Below are 15,347 nucleotides of genomic sequence, written 5' to 3' on the forward strand. Positions count from 1 at the left end.
CTATACCCCAAAGCTTTCGCCGCAGCCACATTCGTTCTGGGCTTTCGGGTTATTGAATTTGAATAACTGGTTTAACCCTTCACGCACATAGTCCACTTCGGTCCCGTCGATAAACGGCATCGCCTGAAGGGGGACATAAAGTCGTGCACCTTCATTTTCAAACAGCAGGTCATCTTTGGCAGGTTCACTGACCGTATCCAGCACGTAACCAAAGCCTGCACAGCCGGTTTGCTTGATGCCCAGACGCACGCCTAGCAGGTCGGGTTGTTTGCGCGTTAAAGCGCGAATATGCTCCGCAGCAGCGGGCGTCAGGGTCAAACCACGCCAGGTAAAATCGGCCGGGTTAAATGTTTCTGATTGCGATTCCATGGGTCTACCTCATGTCATGAAGCCTTAAAGGCATAACACTATGTTAGTGATAACGATTATCACTTCAACCTCTATTCCGAAGGGTTATTGATGCTCTGACCGTTTTTTAGACACCTGTATTAAGCATAGACCCTGTCTGCGGGCTTTACAGGCAAGTGAAGAATTGTTTAATGAATTGATAAATAATGGCTATTTTTAGCCTGGCGCCAAAAAAAGGAAAAGCATTAAAGATGCATAGGCAATGCCTATTTTTAAGATAGCCAGGAAAATATCTGTGCCGCACGGGAGGCCTGCGGCAGCAAAAAGATACCTGCGTCACAAAATCGCCTTAGCTATTATCCTTATTTTTTAAGCGGATAAGAAAAATATCGCGCGCAGAAGGGATGTTTTACGCACAACCCTGCGGTTTAAACACACGCGTGACTGACGCGGGATTGTTAACCAGTTTTGCTAACGGGCGACGTGGTCGGCTTACCAGTTCTCCGCCGCAGTTTGGGCAACGCATTGCCAGTTTTGTCGCACAATCCAGGCAGAATGTGCATTCAAATGAGCAAATCAAGGCATCGGGCGAGTCACCCGGCAGGTCGGTGTTGCAACATTCACAGCCTGGTCTTAATTCCAGCATGCAGCGCTCCTCAAAATTGGCATCAGGTAAAGGGATGACACGATCAGAAATAGCAGGTTTGAAAACAGGCGAACAGCCATTTTCCTGTGTTATCAGAGATATTAATAATGACCTGCGATTGAAAACAAAAAGGCCCGCCGAAGCGAGCCTTGTCAACATCATCGACGGGAATCAGGACTGCAGGGTCGCCAGGCGGGCGGCAAAGCCCACAAACAGCAAGCCAATCAGTGAATTGCCTAATTTCGCCAGACGCTTTTTGGTTCTGACCAATTGCGTCACATAGGAGCCCGAGACAATCAGGAAGCTGAAATAGCACACGCTGATCATTTCCAGCGTCACGCCGAGAATAAAGAACGACATACCTGGGTTGGTGTAATGGATATCAATAAACTGCACAAAAAACGATACATAAAACAGAATCGCTTTCGGATTTGTCAGGCTCAATATCAGCGAACGCTTGAAGATATCCCCTTTCTGGACTTCATGTTCCTCACCCGCTTTTGCCTTGCGAAACAGCGTGCTGTAAAGCATTTTGAGGCCAAGCCAGAGCAGATAGAACGCCCCAAGGTAGCGCACAATGTTAAATAACACGGGCGTGGTTTTAATCAGGGTCGCGACCCCGGCATAGGCCAGGAACATTAAAATCGCATCGCCGAGAAAGACGCCTGCCGCCGCGACGTAGCCATTTTTCAGGCCACCGGCAATACTGGTTTTCAGGACAAAAAAGGTATTTGGCCCAGGAACTAAAATGATGAAAATGGCACCGATGAAATAGGACCAGAAGCTAATCACACCATATTCGGCAAACACATTTCCTCCTTGAGATACCTTTAGGCTCGTAATTGGGCGCTTATGCTACAGAAAGCACGGACATAAAAAAAGCCCGCCGCAGCGAGCTTTGCATAAACCCTGAGTTGACGCATCAGTGATGCAGCATCTCGTCGACCACTTCTTCTTTCTTCAGCTGGTACGGATAGTAGGTCGGCCAGTTGTCCATCTCTTCCAGCAATGCAGCCTGAGAGGTATTGCCCATGAAAATATGGTAGTGCGCAGATTTGCGTGGCCCGATAGTGTGATCGCTGAACTGCACAAATTTAGGTGCCTTGCTGCTCGCATCCTTACATTCGAACAGGTAGCGAACACCTTTCTTACCGGACACGTAGTTGAGAATTTTGTAGCCGGCGTAGTCATATTTACAGCTGCTGACGTTTTCGCCCACGTGGAATTCCATCACCCCGTTTTCAATACCGATGGTGTCCACATCTGTGGCATAGCCTTTACGGTAATACGCTTTGATCTCGTCGAAGGATTTGCTTTTATCTTTCCCGGCCTTCTTTTTAAAGACAGGGTCGAGGTCGCCGCTGGCCAGATAAGGGTAAACGGACTGCCACACCCCCTCCCAATCCGCCAGGCTTCTGTCCTTCACATCCTTATTATCAAACTCACCTTCTGCCGCTTTCTGCTCTTTTTCGGTTAACGGCGCGCCGTGAGAGTGGTGATCATGCGAAAGTGCCTGACCGCTGATCAGAAGTGTACCCAGAGCGACTGCTAATTTTCCAAAATGACGTACCAAAATATGACCCTCTTTCATATTAATGAGCTGATAATGTTATATTATAACATAACGCATATCAATATAATGTCATCAGCCATTTTTGCGAGAGCCTACGCCTGACATTTTCACCATTGCCTGCTATAAAGCAGTGGTTAAGTTTTAACCATTGTAGCGCTTATGATGAGGTCATTTTCCATGTCTATTGCTAAAGCACACAGCTTGAATCAAGCCTATCAGATGTTAAATTCCGGCAAGCAGAAAGAAGTAGAACTGGCGTTTGACGTTGATGCCGATACCTTTTTTCAGCTCTCTGCAGAATATTGTGATGACGGGGCAAAGATAACCCGCCACGATAATCACTTCGTTATTAAGCTTAAAAGCATGGCCATCCCCGCCCTCGACGAAGGCATGGCGTAACAGAAAATTCGTTTAACGGGGATTTTCTGACATCCATTTTTGGCATTGTGTGCGGTTGTCACACAGACGTTATATTTCTCGCGTTTAATACCCCTGCGCCATACGACAGACTCTCATATCCGGTGAGTCGTCTTTAAACGTTGTTACTCTTTTGATGATGATAGCAATGCCACTGCTTTTAAAAATCAGGCTAATACATAATCACCTCCCGGCTTAATGCCGGGATTTTTTTATCAGGTGTAGCGGGTTTTACTTCAGAAGGGGCAAAAAGGCGGGGTGTTATTTTAAAGCGAATGTGTTGCTGATTGCCCAATCCACATTAAGCAGACTGGGCATGTTCATCTACAGATATAACGACGCTTCACCAATCGGACGAGTTTTAAAGCGGCGGTGGATCCATAAGTACTGTTCCGGCGCACGAAGAATTTCACGTTCGATAACCTGGTTAATATAACGCGCGGCTTCTTCTTCATTTTTTACCGGATAATCTTCCAGCGCTTTACCAATATAGAGCTGGTAACCCGAGCGGTCGGCTTTGCGCACCATAGTGACGGTCAACATGCTGGCCCCTGACAGGCGTGAGAGCACATAAGTTCCGTTAGTGGTTGCCGCATTCGGCACGGAGAAGAATGGTGCGAAGGTGCTGCCCTTACGCCCGTAATCCTGATCAGGTGCGAACCACACCGCTTCGCCTTTTTTCAGTTCACTCACCAGGCCTTTCAGGTTACGACGGTCAATCATCGATTTATTCGACCGCATGCGACCGCGGGTTTGCACCCATTCCATCAGCGGGTTGTTATGCGGGCGATAAGTCGCCATCATCGGCTGACAGAGGCCCATCACACGGCCCCCCAGCTCCAGTGACATAAAGTGCACCCCAACTACCATCACCCCTTTATGGCTTGCCTGAGCCTGCACCAGATTCTGATAGCCCTCGACGTCAAACCAGCGGCGTACACGTCTGTCTGGCCAGAACCAGGCCATGCCCGTTTCGAATAACCCCATGCCTAATGACATAAAGTTTTTTTCGATCATGGCGTCACGCATCGCTTCCGTCATATCCGGGAAACACAATTCAAGATTACGTCGGGCGATACGCTCGCGACGTTTCAGAAAGCGACGGGAAAGTTTGCCGATGGTTTCACCCAGACGGGATAAAACAGGATAAGGCAGCTGCACAAGCAGCCAAAGCAGACCTAACCCTGCCCAGGTGACCCAGTGACGAGGATGTAAAAACGCCAGTTTAAATGAACTACGCATAATGATTACCTTAAAGCCGTATAGGAGTAGCGCTTAAGGAAAAAATGAATCCTGTCATTAGGTCTTTATGCGTTACAGCGTCTCACTCCAATAGATGGTGGTGCTATGGGGTGTTTCAGCCCGCAATATAGCACAATGGGATAAATAGCTGCGTAAAGAAAGATGAAGATAGTATGAATTTTTACGACAGGTATTACCTGTCGTAACCGGTTCAAATTACCGCAGTAGTCAGACGTGATGAGCAACAAAGTTTCCCCTGCTCATCAAAGATATCAACCTGCCAGACCTGGTGTCGCCCACCTGTATGAAGGGCGCGACAAATGCCGCGCACGCGCCCGCTTTTTACCGAGCGAACGTGGTTGGCATTGACCTCAAGCCCCACCACTTTATGCTCACCTTCCGTGCATAAATAGCCAGCAACCGAGCCGAGGGTTTCTGCCAGCACCACCGAAGCACCGCCGTGCAATAAACCAAACGGCTGATGGGTACGGCTGTCCACCGGCATGGTCGCTTCCAGCGCATCATCACTGATGCGCTCAAAACGAATGTCCAGTAAGCCGACCATATTGCCCTCCCCCATACTGTTGAGGGCTTCGAGCGTGACCGCACGTTTCCAGATCATCCCATGATCTCCAGTAAGGCTTGCAGAGGATGGCGAACACCGTTTCCTTCCACGCGCTTCACCTGACTACGGCAAGAATAGCCCGCCGCCAGACAGCGGCTACGCGGCAATCGCTGCATCGCCTGGTGCCAGGAAAGTTCATAGATCCCCAGCGAGTTCGCGTGGTTTTTCACTTCATGGCCGTAAGTACCCGCCATACCGCAGCAGCCCACACTCACGTTTTCCAGTTTCGCCCCCAGACGGGCAAAAATACCTGCCCATTGCCCCGGCGATGTGGGTAATGCCGTCACTTCCGTGCAATGACCAAACAGGTACCAGGACTCGCCGCTCACATCGCGGGATTCGATATTTTCAAGGGCTGACGACAGCCATTCATGCACCAGCATCACGTGGAAATCACCACGTTTGTCGCCCAGCACCTGTTTGTACTCATCGCGATAGCAGAGCACCAGCGCCGGATCGACCCCCACCATCGGCATCCCCAGTTGCGCAACCCGATTAAGGAAGTCTGAGGTTTTTTGCGCCGTTTTTGCAAAGCGGTGCAGGAAACCTTTGATGTGCTGCGCCTTGCCGTTAGGCGAGAACGGTAACACCACCGGCTGTAAGCCCAGTTTTTCAACCAGACGCACAAAATCAGCAACTACCTGCGCGTCGTAATAACTGGTGAACGGATCCTGCACCACCAGCACCGTTTTGGCTTTCTGCTCATCACTGAGCAATTCAAGCTGTTCAAGTGTCAGGTTGGCCGTCGCATGCCCTACCATTTGTCGTTGCAAAGAGGGAGCAGAGAGCAGCGGCAGATCCACCATACCGATATGTTTTTGCGACAGCGAACGCACCCACGGCTGGCTCATAAAGAAGTTGAACGTCTTCGGCGCCCGCGCCATCAGCGGGGCATAACTCTCGACCGTTGCCACAAGGTGATCGCGCATCGGGCGCAAATAGCGTGTGTGGTAAAGCTGTAAGAAACGGGAGCGGAAGTCCGGCACATCAATTTTGATTGGGCATTGCGTTGAGCACGCCTTACAGGCCAGACAGCCGGACATCGCCTCTTTCACTTCGTGAGAGAAATCGTACTCGCCTTTACGGGCATGCCAGCTATTGCGGGTTCGTTCAATCAACGTGCGCAGGCTGGCCCGTTTTTCCGGCATCTCTTTTTCGAGCTTAACCGGGTCAACACCCCGGTCGGCGAGCAGACGTAACCACTCGCGCACCAGCGTGGCACGGCCCTTCGGTGAGTGAATACGGTTGCCGGAAATTTTCATCGACGGACACATCGGGCTTTTCGCATCGAAGTTGAAGCACAGGCCGTTGCCGTTACACTCCATTGCGCCGCGCCATGACGTACGCACGGAGATAGGGATTTGTCGGTCGAAGTTGCCACGCTTGACATCATCGACCTGTTTCATTGGCGCATCGACCCCCTCAGGCGGGCAAATCTTGCCAGGGTTAAGTCGGTTATCCGGGTCAAATGCCGCTTTGACTTTGCGCAATTCAGCATAGAGTTGCTCGCCAAAGAAGGCCGGACTGTACTCAGCGCGGAAACCCTTACCGTGTTCACCCCATAATAACCCGCCATATTTGGCGGTCAGCGCAACCACATCATCAGAGATCGTTTTCATCAGGATCTCCTGCTGCGGATCGCACATGTCGAGGGCCGGACGCACATGTAACACGCCCGCATCCACGTGACCGAACATGCCATAGCTCAGGCCATGGCTGTCCAGTAAGGCACGGAACTCAACAATGTAATCTGCCAGATGCTCAGGCGGCACACAGGTATCTTCGGCAAACGGAATCGGTTTTGCCGCCCCTTTAGCATTGCCGAGCAACCCTACGGCTTTTTTACGCATCGCATAAATGCGCTCAATGCCCGCGAGATCATCACAAAGCTGCCAGCCAATAACGCCGCCTTCACCTTGCGTCATCAACATGTCCAGACGCTCACAAAGCGCACTCACCTGGCTGTTGATCAGTTCAAGGTCATCACCGGCAAACTCAACGATATTCAGGCCGAGCAAGGTTTTATCCGGAACATCAGTAATCAGCTCTTTAACCGAATGCCAGACGATGTCTTCACGTGCGAGATTGAGGACTTTTGAATCGACGGTTTCGACCGACAGCGCCCGCGCATCCACCATAAAAGGGGCATTGCGTAGTGCAGAGTCGAACGAATCGTATTTTACGTTGACCAGACGACGCACCTTCGGCAGACGCGTGATGTCCAGTCGGGCTTCGGTAATAAAAGCTAAAGTCCCTTCAGAACCTGTCAGTACACGCGTCAGATCGAATTCAGTCATCTCATCATTGAAGACGTGCCGTAAGTCATAACCGGTCAGAAAACGGTTTAACTTGGGGAATTTCTCAATGATCAGTTCGCGATTTTCGCGGCAGCGCTCGTATACCGTCCGGTAAATACGCCCAGCATGGGTATTGGCTTTGCCCAGCGTTTCGGCCAGTTCGACCGGCACGGGCTGAGTATCAAGAATATCGCCACCCAACAGCACCGCCCGGACACCCAGAACATGATCGGAGGTTTTACCGTAGACCAACGACCCCTGACCGGAGGCGTCGGTGTTGATCATCCCTCCGAGCGTGGCACGGTTACTGGTGGAAAGCTCCGGGGCAAAGAAGAAGCCATAAGGTTTAAGATACTGGTTAAGTTGATCTTTAATCACGCCCGCTTCGACCCGCACCCACCCTTCTTCGGGGTTTATTTCCATAATGCGGTTCATGTAGCGTGACATATCAACGATGATGCCCTGATTCAACGCCTGCCCGTTGGTGCCTGTACCACCACCACGGGGAGTAAAAATCAAGGACTGAAAACGTTCTTCCGCGGCGAGGCGGGTAATTAAAGCGACGTCGGAAGTGGAACGGGGAAAGACGACCGCATCGGGCAACAGTTGATAAATACTGTTATCCGTCGCCATAGTCAGCCTGTCGGCATAACTCGTGGCGGTATCGCCTGTAAAACCTTGTTGCTCCAGTGCCTGTAAAAAATTCAGCACCAATTGAACGACGCCCGGTGCCTGAGAAATCTGTGGGATCATTACTCTTGACCCTGCCTGACTGTTAGAGTTGTGAATAGTTAATCGTTTGCTTGCAGCGTCCACCGTTGTATCACATTTTTTTCTTATGCGCCCACCAGAATTACGGGCAGAATCAGACTGTCTAAAAACGCTGAAATCATTAATCATTATCATTCTTGATTTCGCATAACCCTTTAAAAGGTGAATACGTCTTATGGCCTTTAAACAGCAATCCAGGGATGTACCGCAGGTCATGCTGTCGGTACTGTTCTTAGCCCTTATGATCGTCGCCTGTTTGTGGATCGTTCAGCCCTTTATCCTTGGCTTCGCCTGGGCAGGGACAGTGGTCATTGCAACCTGGCCAGTTCTTATTCGCGTTCAACGCATCCTGTTTGGACGCCGCTCACTCGCCGTCATTGCGATGACGATTATGTTGACGCTGCTGTTTATTATTCCGGTTGCACTGCTTATCAACAGCCTGGTCGATACCAGCGGGCCTGTCATTAACGCAGTGACCTCCGGTGAACTTACCCCCCCCGATCTCGACTGGCTCAACAGTATTCCCCTTTTCGGCGATAAACTTTACAGCGGCTGGCATAGCCTTCTTGATATGGGTGGCAGCGCCATTCTGGCGAAAGTGCGCCCGTATGTGGGAACCACTACCACCTGGTTCGTGGGGCAAGCGGCGCACATTGGTCGTTTCATGCTTCATTGTGGGCTGATGTTGCTGTTTAGTGCACTGCTCTACTGGCGGGGCGAGCGCGTAGCGGAAGGGATCCGCCACTTCGCTTTCCGCCTGGCCGCAAAACGAGGCGATGCCGCCGTACTGCTGGCAGGACAAGCCATTCGTGCCGTCGCTCTTGGCGTAGTGGTAACGGCGCTGGTGCAGGCCGTGCTGGGAGGAATTGGTTTGGCTATCAGCGGCATACCTTATGCCACACTGTTTACGGTCATTATGCTCATGACGTGCCTCGTGCAACTGGGACCGCTTGTGGTTCTGGTGCCAGCGGTAATCTGGCTTTACTGGAGTGGCGACTCAACCTGGGGCACGGTGCTACTGGTTTGGAGTTGCGTGGTCGGAACGCTGGATAACTTTATTCGTCCGATGCTGATTCGTATGGGCGCAGACCTCCCCCTGATTCTTATTCTCTCCGGGGTTATTGGTGGTCTTGTTGCCTTCGGGATGATTGGTCTGTTCATCGGCCCCGTGTTGCTCGCCGTGAGCTGGCGACTCTTCTCCGCCTGGGTGAATGAAGTCCCGGCCCCCGGGTCAGAACTCAACGACGCATTAGCCCCGTCAGAAGAAGAAAACTCCCATTTGCCACACTAGATACACGGCGGGGAAACCCGCCTTCCTTTCTTACTATTAAGCGCTGCTAATCATTTATTTTATCCGCAGTACGTCGCGACGCCGCCTGCGCAGGTATTTGCGCCATATCTCCCGCAAAATCTTTACAGTCGTTTAACTAATGAGACGAATCTGATCGACGCAAAAAATCGAGATGCCTACTATTAGGTCACGGTTATAAATCAACGCATTGATTTATAAGCATGGAAATCCCCTGAGTGAAACAACGAATTGCTGTGTGTAGTCTTTGCCCATCTCCCACGATGGGCTTTTTTTTAGGCAAAAATCGCATCACAAACGCCTTATTACAGACACGCGCGTTTAATGTTTTCATCGCCACCCCATCCACGCTTCACTCACATCTCCCTGTTCATTTTTGCCATGACCACCCCACATTCATCCATAAACAGATTATAAGCGATCTCAGTGTTAGCCTTTAGCGCATACTCTCCGGCCTCACACAGGTGAGAAAGGGCCAGAGAATAGTCTTGCTCTGACGCTTTAATCTCACCGAGTCTTGCAATTACGGCATGCAGATTATCGACCTGCCAGAAATGCATATAGCCACCTTTCATTACAGTGTTCTACCGAAAATCCCTTAATTTGCTGCATCTTTTGCCGCGCAATAACCGTTATCCACCACCGCACCTATTGGCAGATAATCCATAACCAGATGTGCCGTGGAGGTGTCTTCACCGTGGCACGCTTTAATATGTTCGTTGTAAGAAGCGCAGCCCGTAAGACCCACGCAAGACAGGATGGCTAAAGCCATTAACAGACGTTTCATCATTTTTCCTCAGAGAGTTTTTACAAGGATTATTCAAACGCTTAGACTAAAAACAACCTTCAATAAGTCATTATTAAATCAATAAAAGACTTAATAAAGAGTGGTAATTGTAAGCCTGCGAATTAATAAATCTCTAAGGAAAGCGTGCTAAAAAACAATTTGTATCATTCAGCCAACTATTTTGTTCAGACATAAAAAAAGCCCCATCTCCAATAAGAGATGGGGCTTTTTAAGTAGAAACTTATTTGTTTAGTTCAGCCAGGCTTAGCCAGGTTTGTACAACCGTATCCGGGTTCAGCGAGAGGCTGTCGATCCCCTCATCCATCAGCCACGCAGCAAAGTCTTCGTGGTCGGAAGGCCCCTGCCCGCAAATACCGACGTACTTGCCGTGTTTCTTCGCCGCACGGATCGCCATGGAGAGCAGCGCCTTAACCGCATCATTGCGCTCGTCGAACAGTTCAGATACTACACCAGAGTCACGATCCAGACCCAGAGCAAGCTGCGTCATATCGTTTGAGCCGATAGAGAAGCCATCGAAATACTCAAGGAACTGATCCGCCAACAGCGCATTCGACGGGATCTCGCACATCATGATGATTTTGAGTCCGTTCTCGCCGCGTTTGAGCCCCTGACGCGCCAGTTCCTCAATAACAGCTTTGGCCTGGTCGACGGTGCGAACAAACGGCACCATGATTTCCACGTTGGTCAGGCCCATTTCGTTACGCACGCGTTTAACAGCATCGCATTCCAGAGCAAAGCAATCGCGGAAACTGTCCGCCACATAGCGGCCGGCCCCACGGAAGCCCAGCATCGGGTTCTCCTCCTCTGGCTCATAACGCTCACCACCCACCAGGTTGGCGTACTCGTTAGATTTGAAGTCAGAGAGACGCACGATCACCCGTTTCGGGTAGAAGGCCGCACCCAGTGTCGAGATGCCTTCCGTCAGACGACCGACGTAGAACTCTTTTGGCGAATCGTAACCCTTCATCAGCTCACGAATCTCATTTTGCAGCTTCGCATCCTGCGAGTCGAATTCCAGCAGGGCACGAGGATGCACGCCGATCATACGGTTGATGATAAATTCAAGACGCGCCAGCCCAACGCCTTCGTTTGGCAAGCAGGCAAAATCAAATGCCCTGTCCGGGTTACCGACGTTCATCATGATCTTCAGCGGCAGCGACGGCATTTCATCAATGCTTGAGCTTTTCACGCTAAAGTCCAGCATCTCGGCGTAAACGTAACCGGTATCGCCCTCGGCGCAAGAAACGGTGACTTTCTCACCCTCTTTAATACGCTCTGTGGCATCGCCGCAACCAACAACAGCAGGGATCCCCAACTCACGGGCGATGATCGCCGCATGACAGGTACGACCGCCGCGGTTGGTGACAATCGCCGAGGCTTTTTTCATGATCGGTTCCCAATCCGGATCGGTCATGTCGGTCACCAGCACATCGCCAGGCTCAATGCGGTTCATTTCGCTGATATCGTGAAGCACTTTTACCGGACCCGCACCAATACGTTGGCCAATCGCACGGCCCTCGGAAAGGATTTTGCCTTGCCCGTGCAGCGTATAACGTTCCATGACCTTGCCACGCGAACGCACGGTTTCCGGACGCGCTTGCACAATAAACAGCTTGCCGGTATGGCCATCCTTCGCCCATTCGATGTCCATCGGGCGTTGGTAGTGCTTCTCAATTTGCACGGCCTGCTTCGCCAGCGCCTGTATTTCGCTGTCGGTCAGGGAGAAACGATCACGCTCGGCCTGCTCAACGTCTTCGATACGCACCTGCTTGCCATGCTCCTGGGTTGGCGCATAGACCATGCGGATCTTTTTCGATCCCATGGTACGGCGCACAATGGCCGGACGATCGGCAGCAAGCGTCGGTTTGTGAACATAGAATTCGTCCGGGTTAACAGCCCCCTGTACCACCATCTCACCCAATCCGAAAGCGGAAGTGATAAACACCACCTGATCAAAACCAGATTCGGTATCAATAGAGAACATCACACCCGCCGCGCCGATATCTGAACGCACCATGCGCTGTACGCCCGCAGAGAGTGCGACACCACGATGGTCATAGCCCTGGTGAACACGGTAGGAAATCGCCCTGTCGTTAAACAGCGAGGCGAAAACATGTTTCACCGCCACCAGCACGGCATCATAGCCCTGCACGTTCAGGAAGGTTTCCTGCTGCCCGGCAAAAGAGGCATCCGGCATATCTTCAGCCGTTGCTGAAGAACGCACCGCAAATGAAGCCTGCTCATCGTCAGCCGACAGCTTCGCATACGCCTGGTGAATAGCGTCTTCAAACGCTGGCTGGAACGGCGTATCGACAATCCACTGACGGATCTGCGTACCGGCTTTCGCCAGTTCAGTCACGTCATCAATGTCCGTTTTATCCAGCAGGTCATAGATGCGCTGATTCAGACCGCTTTGTTCCAGGAACTGGTTAAAGGCATCGGCAGTGGTCGCAAAACCATTTGGCACGGAGACACCCATACCTGACAGGTTAGTAATCATTTCACCAAGGGAGGCATTTTTGCCTCCAACTCTGTCTACATCATTCATGCCGAGTTGGTCATACCAAAGCACCAGCGGAGACGAGCCATTATTGGACATCGAAACAATCCTTTTGTGATATTTGAATGGGTAATTAACGCTCGGACTACGAAATCATCCTGGCATAATTATTCTGCTGAAAAAAACGGTGAATCGTTCAAGCAATTTTATTTTTTACCTTTTCGGACAGTTTACCGCCGTTTTTTAAGGTATTGATTATCATCGCAGCAACAAAACCATTCTGTTCATAAGCTCTTAATAAAAATGAACTCTACTTTTCATTTTAAATAAAAATAGTGTTTCATTTTAAAAAAAGGAAAAAGCCTCTACGCAGATGTCGGACTTTAATTTATGCTTTCAGATAATTACCAATGACTCTCAGGATGCGCAAAATGGACAATGCTGTTGATCGTCAGGTGTTTTATATTTCCGATGGTACCGCTATCACTGCAGAAGTATTAGGCCATGCGGTGATGTCGCAATTCCCGGTATCCATAAACAGCATCACGCTGCCGTTCGTTGAGAATGAAAGCCGCGCCAGAGCAGTGAAAGACCAGATTGATGCTATCTATCAGCAATCCGGGATACGTCCTCTGGTGTTTTATTCCATTGTATTGCCAGAAATCCGCACGATTATTTTACAGAGTGAAGGATTCTGTCAGGATATCGTTCAGGCACTGGTCGCCCCCTTGCAGCAAGAATTAAAATTAGATCCCACCCCTATTGCGCATCGCACACATGGGCTAAATCCAGGCAACCTCATTAAATACGATGCCCGTATTGCTGCTATTGATTACACACTGGCGCATGATGATGGTATTTCGTTGCGCAACCTCGATCAGGCTCAGGTGATTTTACTGGGTGTTTCTCGCTGCGGAAAAACACCAACCAGCCTATATCTGGCAATGCAATTCGGCATTCGCGCAGCGAATTATCCGTTTATTGCTGATGACATGGATAATTTGGTTTTACCTGCCTCCTTAAAGCCGCTTCAACATAAACTATTTGGTCTGACCATTAATCCTGAGCGTTTGGCTGCTATCCGTGAAGAACGCCGCGAGAACAGTCGCTATGCCTCTATGCGACAGTGCCGCATGGAGGTAACTGAAGTTGAAGCCTTGTATCGTAAAAATCAGATCCCCTGGCTGAACAGCACCAACTACTCCGTAGAGGAAATCGCCACCAAAATTCTCGACATTATGGGGCTCAGTCGCCGAATGTACTAATAAGCTAGTACATGAGTAATGATTTTGCTATCATGCAGGCCTTGAATGTGACACCTATCACAACCTGCTATTGAATTCAGCAGGGATTGGTTTAAGGTGTGGCATCGCCTCCGGCATTTGGCCGTTTGAGCACAAAATTTTTTGAGAATTCTGATGAATAAAACCGATGAACTCCGCACTGCGCGCATCGAAAGTCTGGTGACCCCAGCCGAGCTTGCGCAGCGCCATCCCGTGACCCCAGGGGTCGCGGAACATGTCACGCAATCCCGACGCCGTATCGAAAAAATTCTTAATGGTGAAGACAAGCGCCTGCTGGTCATTATTGGCCCATGCTCCATCCACGATCTGGATGCGGCTATGGACTATGCCCGCCGCTTGCAGCGTTTGCGCGAGAAGCACAGTGCGCAACTCGAAATCGTAATGCGCACCTACTTTGAAAAACCACGTACAGTCGTTGGCTGGAAAGGGCTGATTTCAGATCCGGATCTCAATGGGAGCTACCGCGTTAACCACGGTATCGAGTTAGCGCGCAAGTTGCTGCTGGACGTAAACGAACTCGGCGTTCCGACCGCAACCGAGTTCCTTGATATGGTGACGGGTCAGTTTATTGCTGACCTGATCAGTTGGGGAGCGATTGGTGCACGTACGACTGAAAGCCAGATCCACCGTGAGATGGCCTCAGCCCTCTCCTGCCCGGTCGGATTCAAGAACGGAACCGATGGCAACACGCTGATCGCTGTCGATGCGATTCGCGCTTCCCGCGCCAGCCATATGTTCCTCTCGCCGGATAAAACCGGTCAGATGACGATTTACCAGACCAGCGGCAACCCTTATGGTCACATCATTATGCGTGGGGGTAAAAAACCCAACTTTTATGCCGAAGATATTGCCCGCGCATGCGAAACGCTGCGGGAGTTTAATCTCCCGGAACAACTGGTGGTCGACTTCAGTCACGGGAACTGCCAGAAGCAACACCGTCGCCAGTTGGACGTTTGCGATGATATTTGCCAGCAAATCCGTGCGGGTTCAACCGCTATCGCCGGTGTGATGGTTGAGAGTTTCCTGCAGGAAGGGACGCAAAAAATCGTTGCCGGACAACCTTTGGCCTATGGGCAATCCATTACTGACCCTTGTCTGAGCTGGGAAGATAGCGAGACATTGCTGGGTCGACTTGCCGCCGCAGTATCTACACGTTAATCCGCTTCAGTGCCTGCCACAATGGCGGCAGGCACTGCTCCATGCATCCATTAACCTTATCATTTCTATGAATAATACTTGCCGTTACCCGGTCAATTCATTGATAATGATTATCAATGTAACTTGACAATTATTGCGATCACTTATGTTGAACAGGGATAATCCAACAGATCAGGCTGAGCCTCCCTCGGCGAATGCCAACCCCACCACGATTCTACCCACTGACCGCAGAATCAGCAGTCATACCCTACTCGGAGAAGCGGCCCGGATCGTGATTGAGCATGAAGGCCAGGAATATCTTTTACGTCAAACGCAGGCAGGCAAACTTATCCTGACCAAATGAGCCGAC

The 15,347-nt window shown here is 50.6% G+C and carries 15 protein-coding genes and 1 other RNA gene; 6 read left to right on the plus strand and 10 right to left on the minus strand.

Going from position 1 to position 15,347, the window contains the following annotated elements:
• The 4 genes from sufA to zinT form a co-directional block, all read right to left on the minus strand.
• Positions 1 to 369: a Fe-S cluster assembly scaffold SufA gene (gene sufA / locus AC5JPW_RS04085; RefSeq protein WP_494238391.1), complete on the minus strand. Its 369-nt coding sequence runs from the start codon at positions 367 to 369 to the stop codon at positions 1 to 3.
• A 388-nt stretch (positions 370 to 757) separates the two neighbouring features.
• On the minus strand, positions 758 to 994 hold the full coding sequence (locus tag AC5JPW_RS04090) for a DUF1272 domain-containing protein (protein ID WP_494238392.1): 237 nt from the start codon (positions 992 to 994) through the stop codon (positions 758 to 760).
• Positions 995 to 1,165: 171 nt separating this feature from the next.
• The gene (leuE, locus tag AC5JPW_RS04095; RefSeq protein ID WP_494238393.1) at positions 1,166 to 1,804 is read right to left on the minus strand and encodes a leucine efflux protein LeuE; all 639 of its coding nucleotides are present in this window, start codon (positions 1,802 to 1,804) and stop codon (positions 1,166 to 1,168) included.
• Between the two features lie 112 nt (positions 1,805 to 1,916).
• On the minus strand, positions 1,917 to 2,567 hold the full coding sequence (gene zinT / locus AC5JPW_RS04100; protein ID WP_494238394.1) for a metal-binding protein ZinT: 651 nt from the start codon (positions 2,565 to 2,567) through the stop codon (positions 1,917 to 1,919).
• Between the two features lie 177 nt (positions 2,568 to 2,744).
• Between zinT and AC5JPW_RS04105 the strand changes: the two genes are divergently transcribed.
• A complete protein-coding gene (locus tag AC5JPW_RS04105; protein WP_494238395.1) occupies positions 2,745 to 2,966 on the plus strand; it encodes a hypothetical protein in 222 nt (73 codons plus the stop codon).
• Positions 2,967 to 3,308: 342 nt separating this feature from the next.
• Here the strand turns inward: AC5JPW_RS04105 and lpxP are convergent, their stop codons facing one another.
• From lpxP to ydiJ, 3 genes are all read right to left on the minus strand, one after another.
• Complete coding sequence (lpxP, locus tag AC5JPW_RS04110) at positions 3,309 to 4,226, minus strand: kdo(2)-lipid IV(A) palmitoleoyltransferase (protein WP_494238396.1); 918 nt, start codon at positions 4,224 to 4,226, stop codon at positions 3,309 to 3,311.
• 211 nt (positions 4,227 to 4,437) lie between these two features.
• Complete coding sequence (menI, locus tag AC5JPW_RS04115) at positions 4,438 to 4,848, minus strand: 1,4-dihydroxy-2-naphthoyl-CoA hydrolase (RefSeq protein ID WP_494238397.1); 411 nt, start codon at positions 4,846 to 4,848, stop codon at positions 4,438 to 4,440.
• The gene (ydiJ, locus tag AC5JPW_RS04120; RefSeq protein WP_494238398.1) at positions 4,845 to 7,901 is read right to left on the minus strand and encodes a D-2-hydroxyglutarate dehydrogenase YdiJ; all 3,057 of its coding nucleotides are present in this window, start codon (positions 7,899 to 7,901) and stop codon (positions 4,845 to 4,847) included. Before ydiJ ends, menI begins: the two co-directional genes overlap by 4 nt.
• A gap of 193 nt (positions 7,902 to 8,094) precedes the next feature.
• On the opposite strand from ydiJ, the gene ydiK reads away from it, so the two are divergent.
• Both ydiK and rprA read left to right on the plus strand, forming a co-directional pair.
• Entirely contained in the window at positions 8,095 to 9,210 is a 1,116-nt protein-coding gene (gene ydiK, locus AC5JPW_RS04125) for an AI-2E family transporter YdiK (protein ID WP_494238399.1), read from the plus strand.
• Between the two features lie 189 nt (positions 9,211 to 9,399).
• Positions 9,400 to 9,507: antisense sRNA RprA (rprA, locus tag AC5JPW_RS04130), an RNA gene on the plus strand.
• Positions 9,508 to 9,584: 77 nt separating this feature from the next.
• Here rprA and AC5JPW_RS04135 read toward each other — a convergent pair.
• From AC5JPW_RS04135 to ppsA, 3 genes are all read right to left on the minus strand, one after another.
• On the minus strand, positions 9,585 to 9,788 hold the full coding sequence (locus AC5JPW_RS04135) for a hypothetical protein (RefSeq protein ID WP_494238400.1): 204 nt from the start codon (positions 9,786 to 9,788) through the stop codon (positions 9,585 to 9,587).
• A 38-nt stretch (positions 9,789 to 9,826) separates the two neighbouring features.
• Complete coding sequence (locus tag AC5JPW_RS04140) at positions 9,827 to 10,018, minus strand: hypothetical protein (protein ID WP_494238401.1); 192 nt, start codon at positions 10,016 to 10,018, stop codon at positions 9,827 to 9,829.
• 238 nt (positions 10,019 to 10,256) lie between these two features.
• Positions 10,257 to 12,635: a phosphoenolpyruvate synthase gene (gene ppsA / locus AC5JPW_RS04145; protein WP_494238402.1), complete on the minus strand. Its 2,379-nt coding sequence runs from the start codon at positions 12,633 to 12,635 to the stop codon at positions 10,257 to 10,259.
• Between the two features lie 332 nt (positions 12,636 to 12,967).
• On the opposite strand from ppsA, the gene ppsR reads away from it, so the two are divergent.
• From ppsR to hemP, 3 genes are all read left to right on the plus strand, one after another.
• Complete coding sequence (gene ppsR / locus AC5JPW_RS04150) at positions 12,968 to 13,801, plus strand: posphoenolpyruvate synthetase regulatory kinase/phosphorylase PpsR (RefSeq protein WP_494238403.1); 834 nt, start codon at positions 12,968 to 12,970, stop codon at positions 13,799 to 13,801.
• A gap of 153 nt (positions 13,802 to 13,954) precedes the next feature.
• Positions 13,955 to 14,998 carry a 3-deoxy-7-phosphoheptulonate synthase AroH gene (gene aroH, locus AC5JPW_RS04155; protein WP_494238404.1) on the plus strand — a complete coding sequence of 348 codons (1,044 nt, stop codon included), beginning with the start codon at positions 13,955 to 13,957 and terminating at the stop codon, positions 14,996 to 14,998.
• A 145-nt stretch (positions 14,999 to 15,143) separates the two neighbouring features.
• Positions 15,144 to 15,341 carry a hemin uptake protein HemP gene (hemP, locus tag AC5JPW_RS04160; RefSeq protein WP_494238405.1) on the plus strand — a complete coding sequence of 66 codons (198 nt, stop codon included), beginning with the start codon at positions 15,144 to 15,146 and terminating at the stop codon, positions 15,339 to 15,341.
• The last annotated feature ends 6 nt before the right edge of the window (positions 15,342 to 15,347 follow it).

Source organism: Phytobacter sp., assembly GCF_059074235.1.

Excerpts from the sequence above, each read along its gene's own strand:
- sufA (WP_494238391.1), bottom strand. The coding sequence starts at position 369 with ATGGAATCGCAATCAGAAACATTTAACCCGGCCGATTTTACCTGGCGT.
- AC5JPW_RS04090 (WP_494238392.1), bottom strand. The coding sequence starts at position 994 with ATGCTGGAATTAAGACCAGGCTGTGAATGTTGCAACACCGACCTGCCG.
- AC5JPW_RS04105 (WP_494238395.1), top strand. The coding sequence starts at position 2,745 with ATGTCTATTGCTAAAGCACACAGCTTGAATCAAGCCTATCAGATGTTA.
- lpxP (WP_494238396.1), bottom strand. The coding sequence starts at position 4,226 with ATGCGTAGTTCATTTAAACTGGCGTTTTTACATCCTCGTCACTGGGTC.
- menI (WP_494238397.1), bottom strand. The coding sequence starts at position 4,848 with ATGATCTGGAAACGTGCGGTCACGCTCGAAGCCCTCAACAGTATGGGG.
- ydiJ (WP_494238398.1), bottom strand. The coding sequence starts at position 7,901 with ATGATCCCACAGATTTCTCAGGCACCGGGCGTCGTTCAATTGGTGCTG.
- ydiK (WP_494238399.1), top strand. The coding sequence starts at position 8,095 with ATGGCCTTTAAACAGCAATCCAGGGATGTACCGCAGGTCATGCTGTCG.
- AC5JPW_RS04135 (WP_494238400.1), bottom strand. The coding sequence starts at position 9,788 with ATGCATTTCTGGCAGGTCGATAATCTGCATGCCGTAATTGCAAGACTC.
- AC5JPW_RS04140 (WP_494238401.1), bottom strand. The coding sequence starts at position 10,018 with ATGATGAAACGTCTGTTAATGGCTTTAGCCATCCTGTCTTGCGTGGGT.
- ppsA (WP_494238402.1), bottom strand. The coding sequence starts at position 12,635 with ATGTCCAATAATGGCTCGTCTCCGCTGGTGCTTTGGTATGACCAACTC.
- ppsR (WP_494238403.1), top strand. The coding sequence starts at position 12,968 with ATGGACAATGCTGTTGATCGTCAGGTGTTTTATATTTCCGATGGTACC.
- aroH (WP_494238404.1), top strand. The coding sequence starts at position 13,955 with ATGAATAAAACCGATGAACTCCGCACTGCGCGCATCGAAAGTCTGGTG.
- hemP (WP_494238405.1), top strand. The coding sequence starts at position 15,144 with ATGTTGAACAGGGATAATCCAACAGATCAGGCTGAGCCTCCCTCGGCG.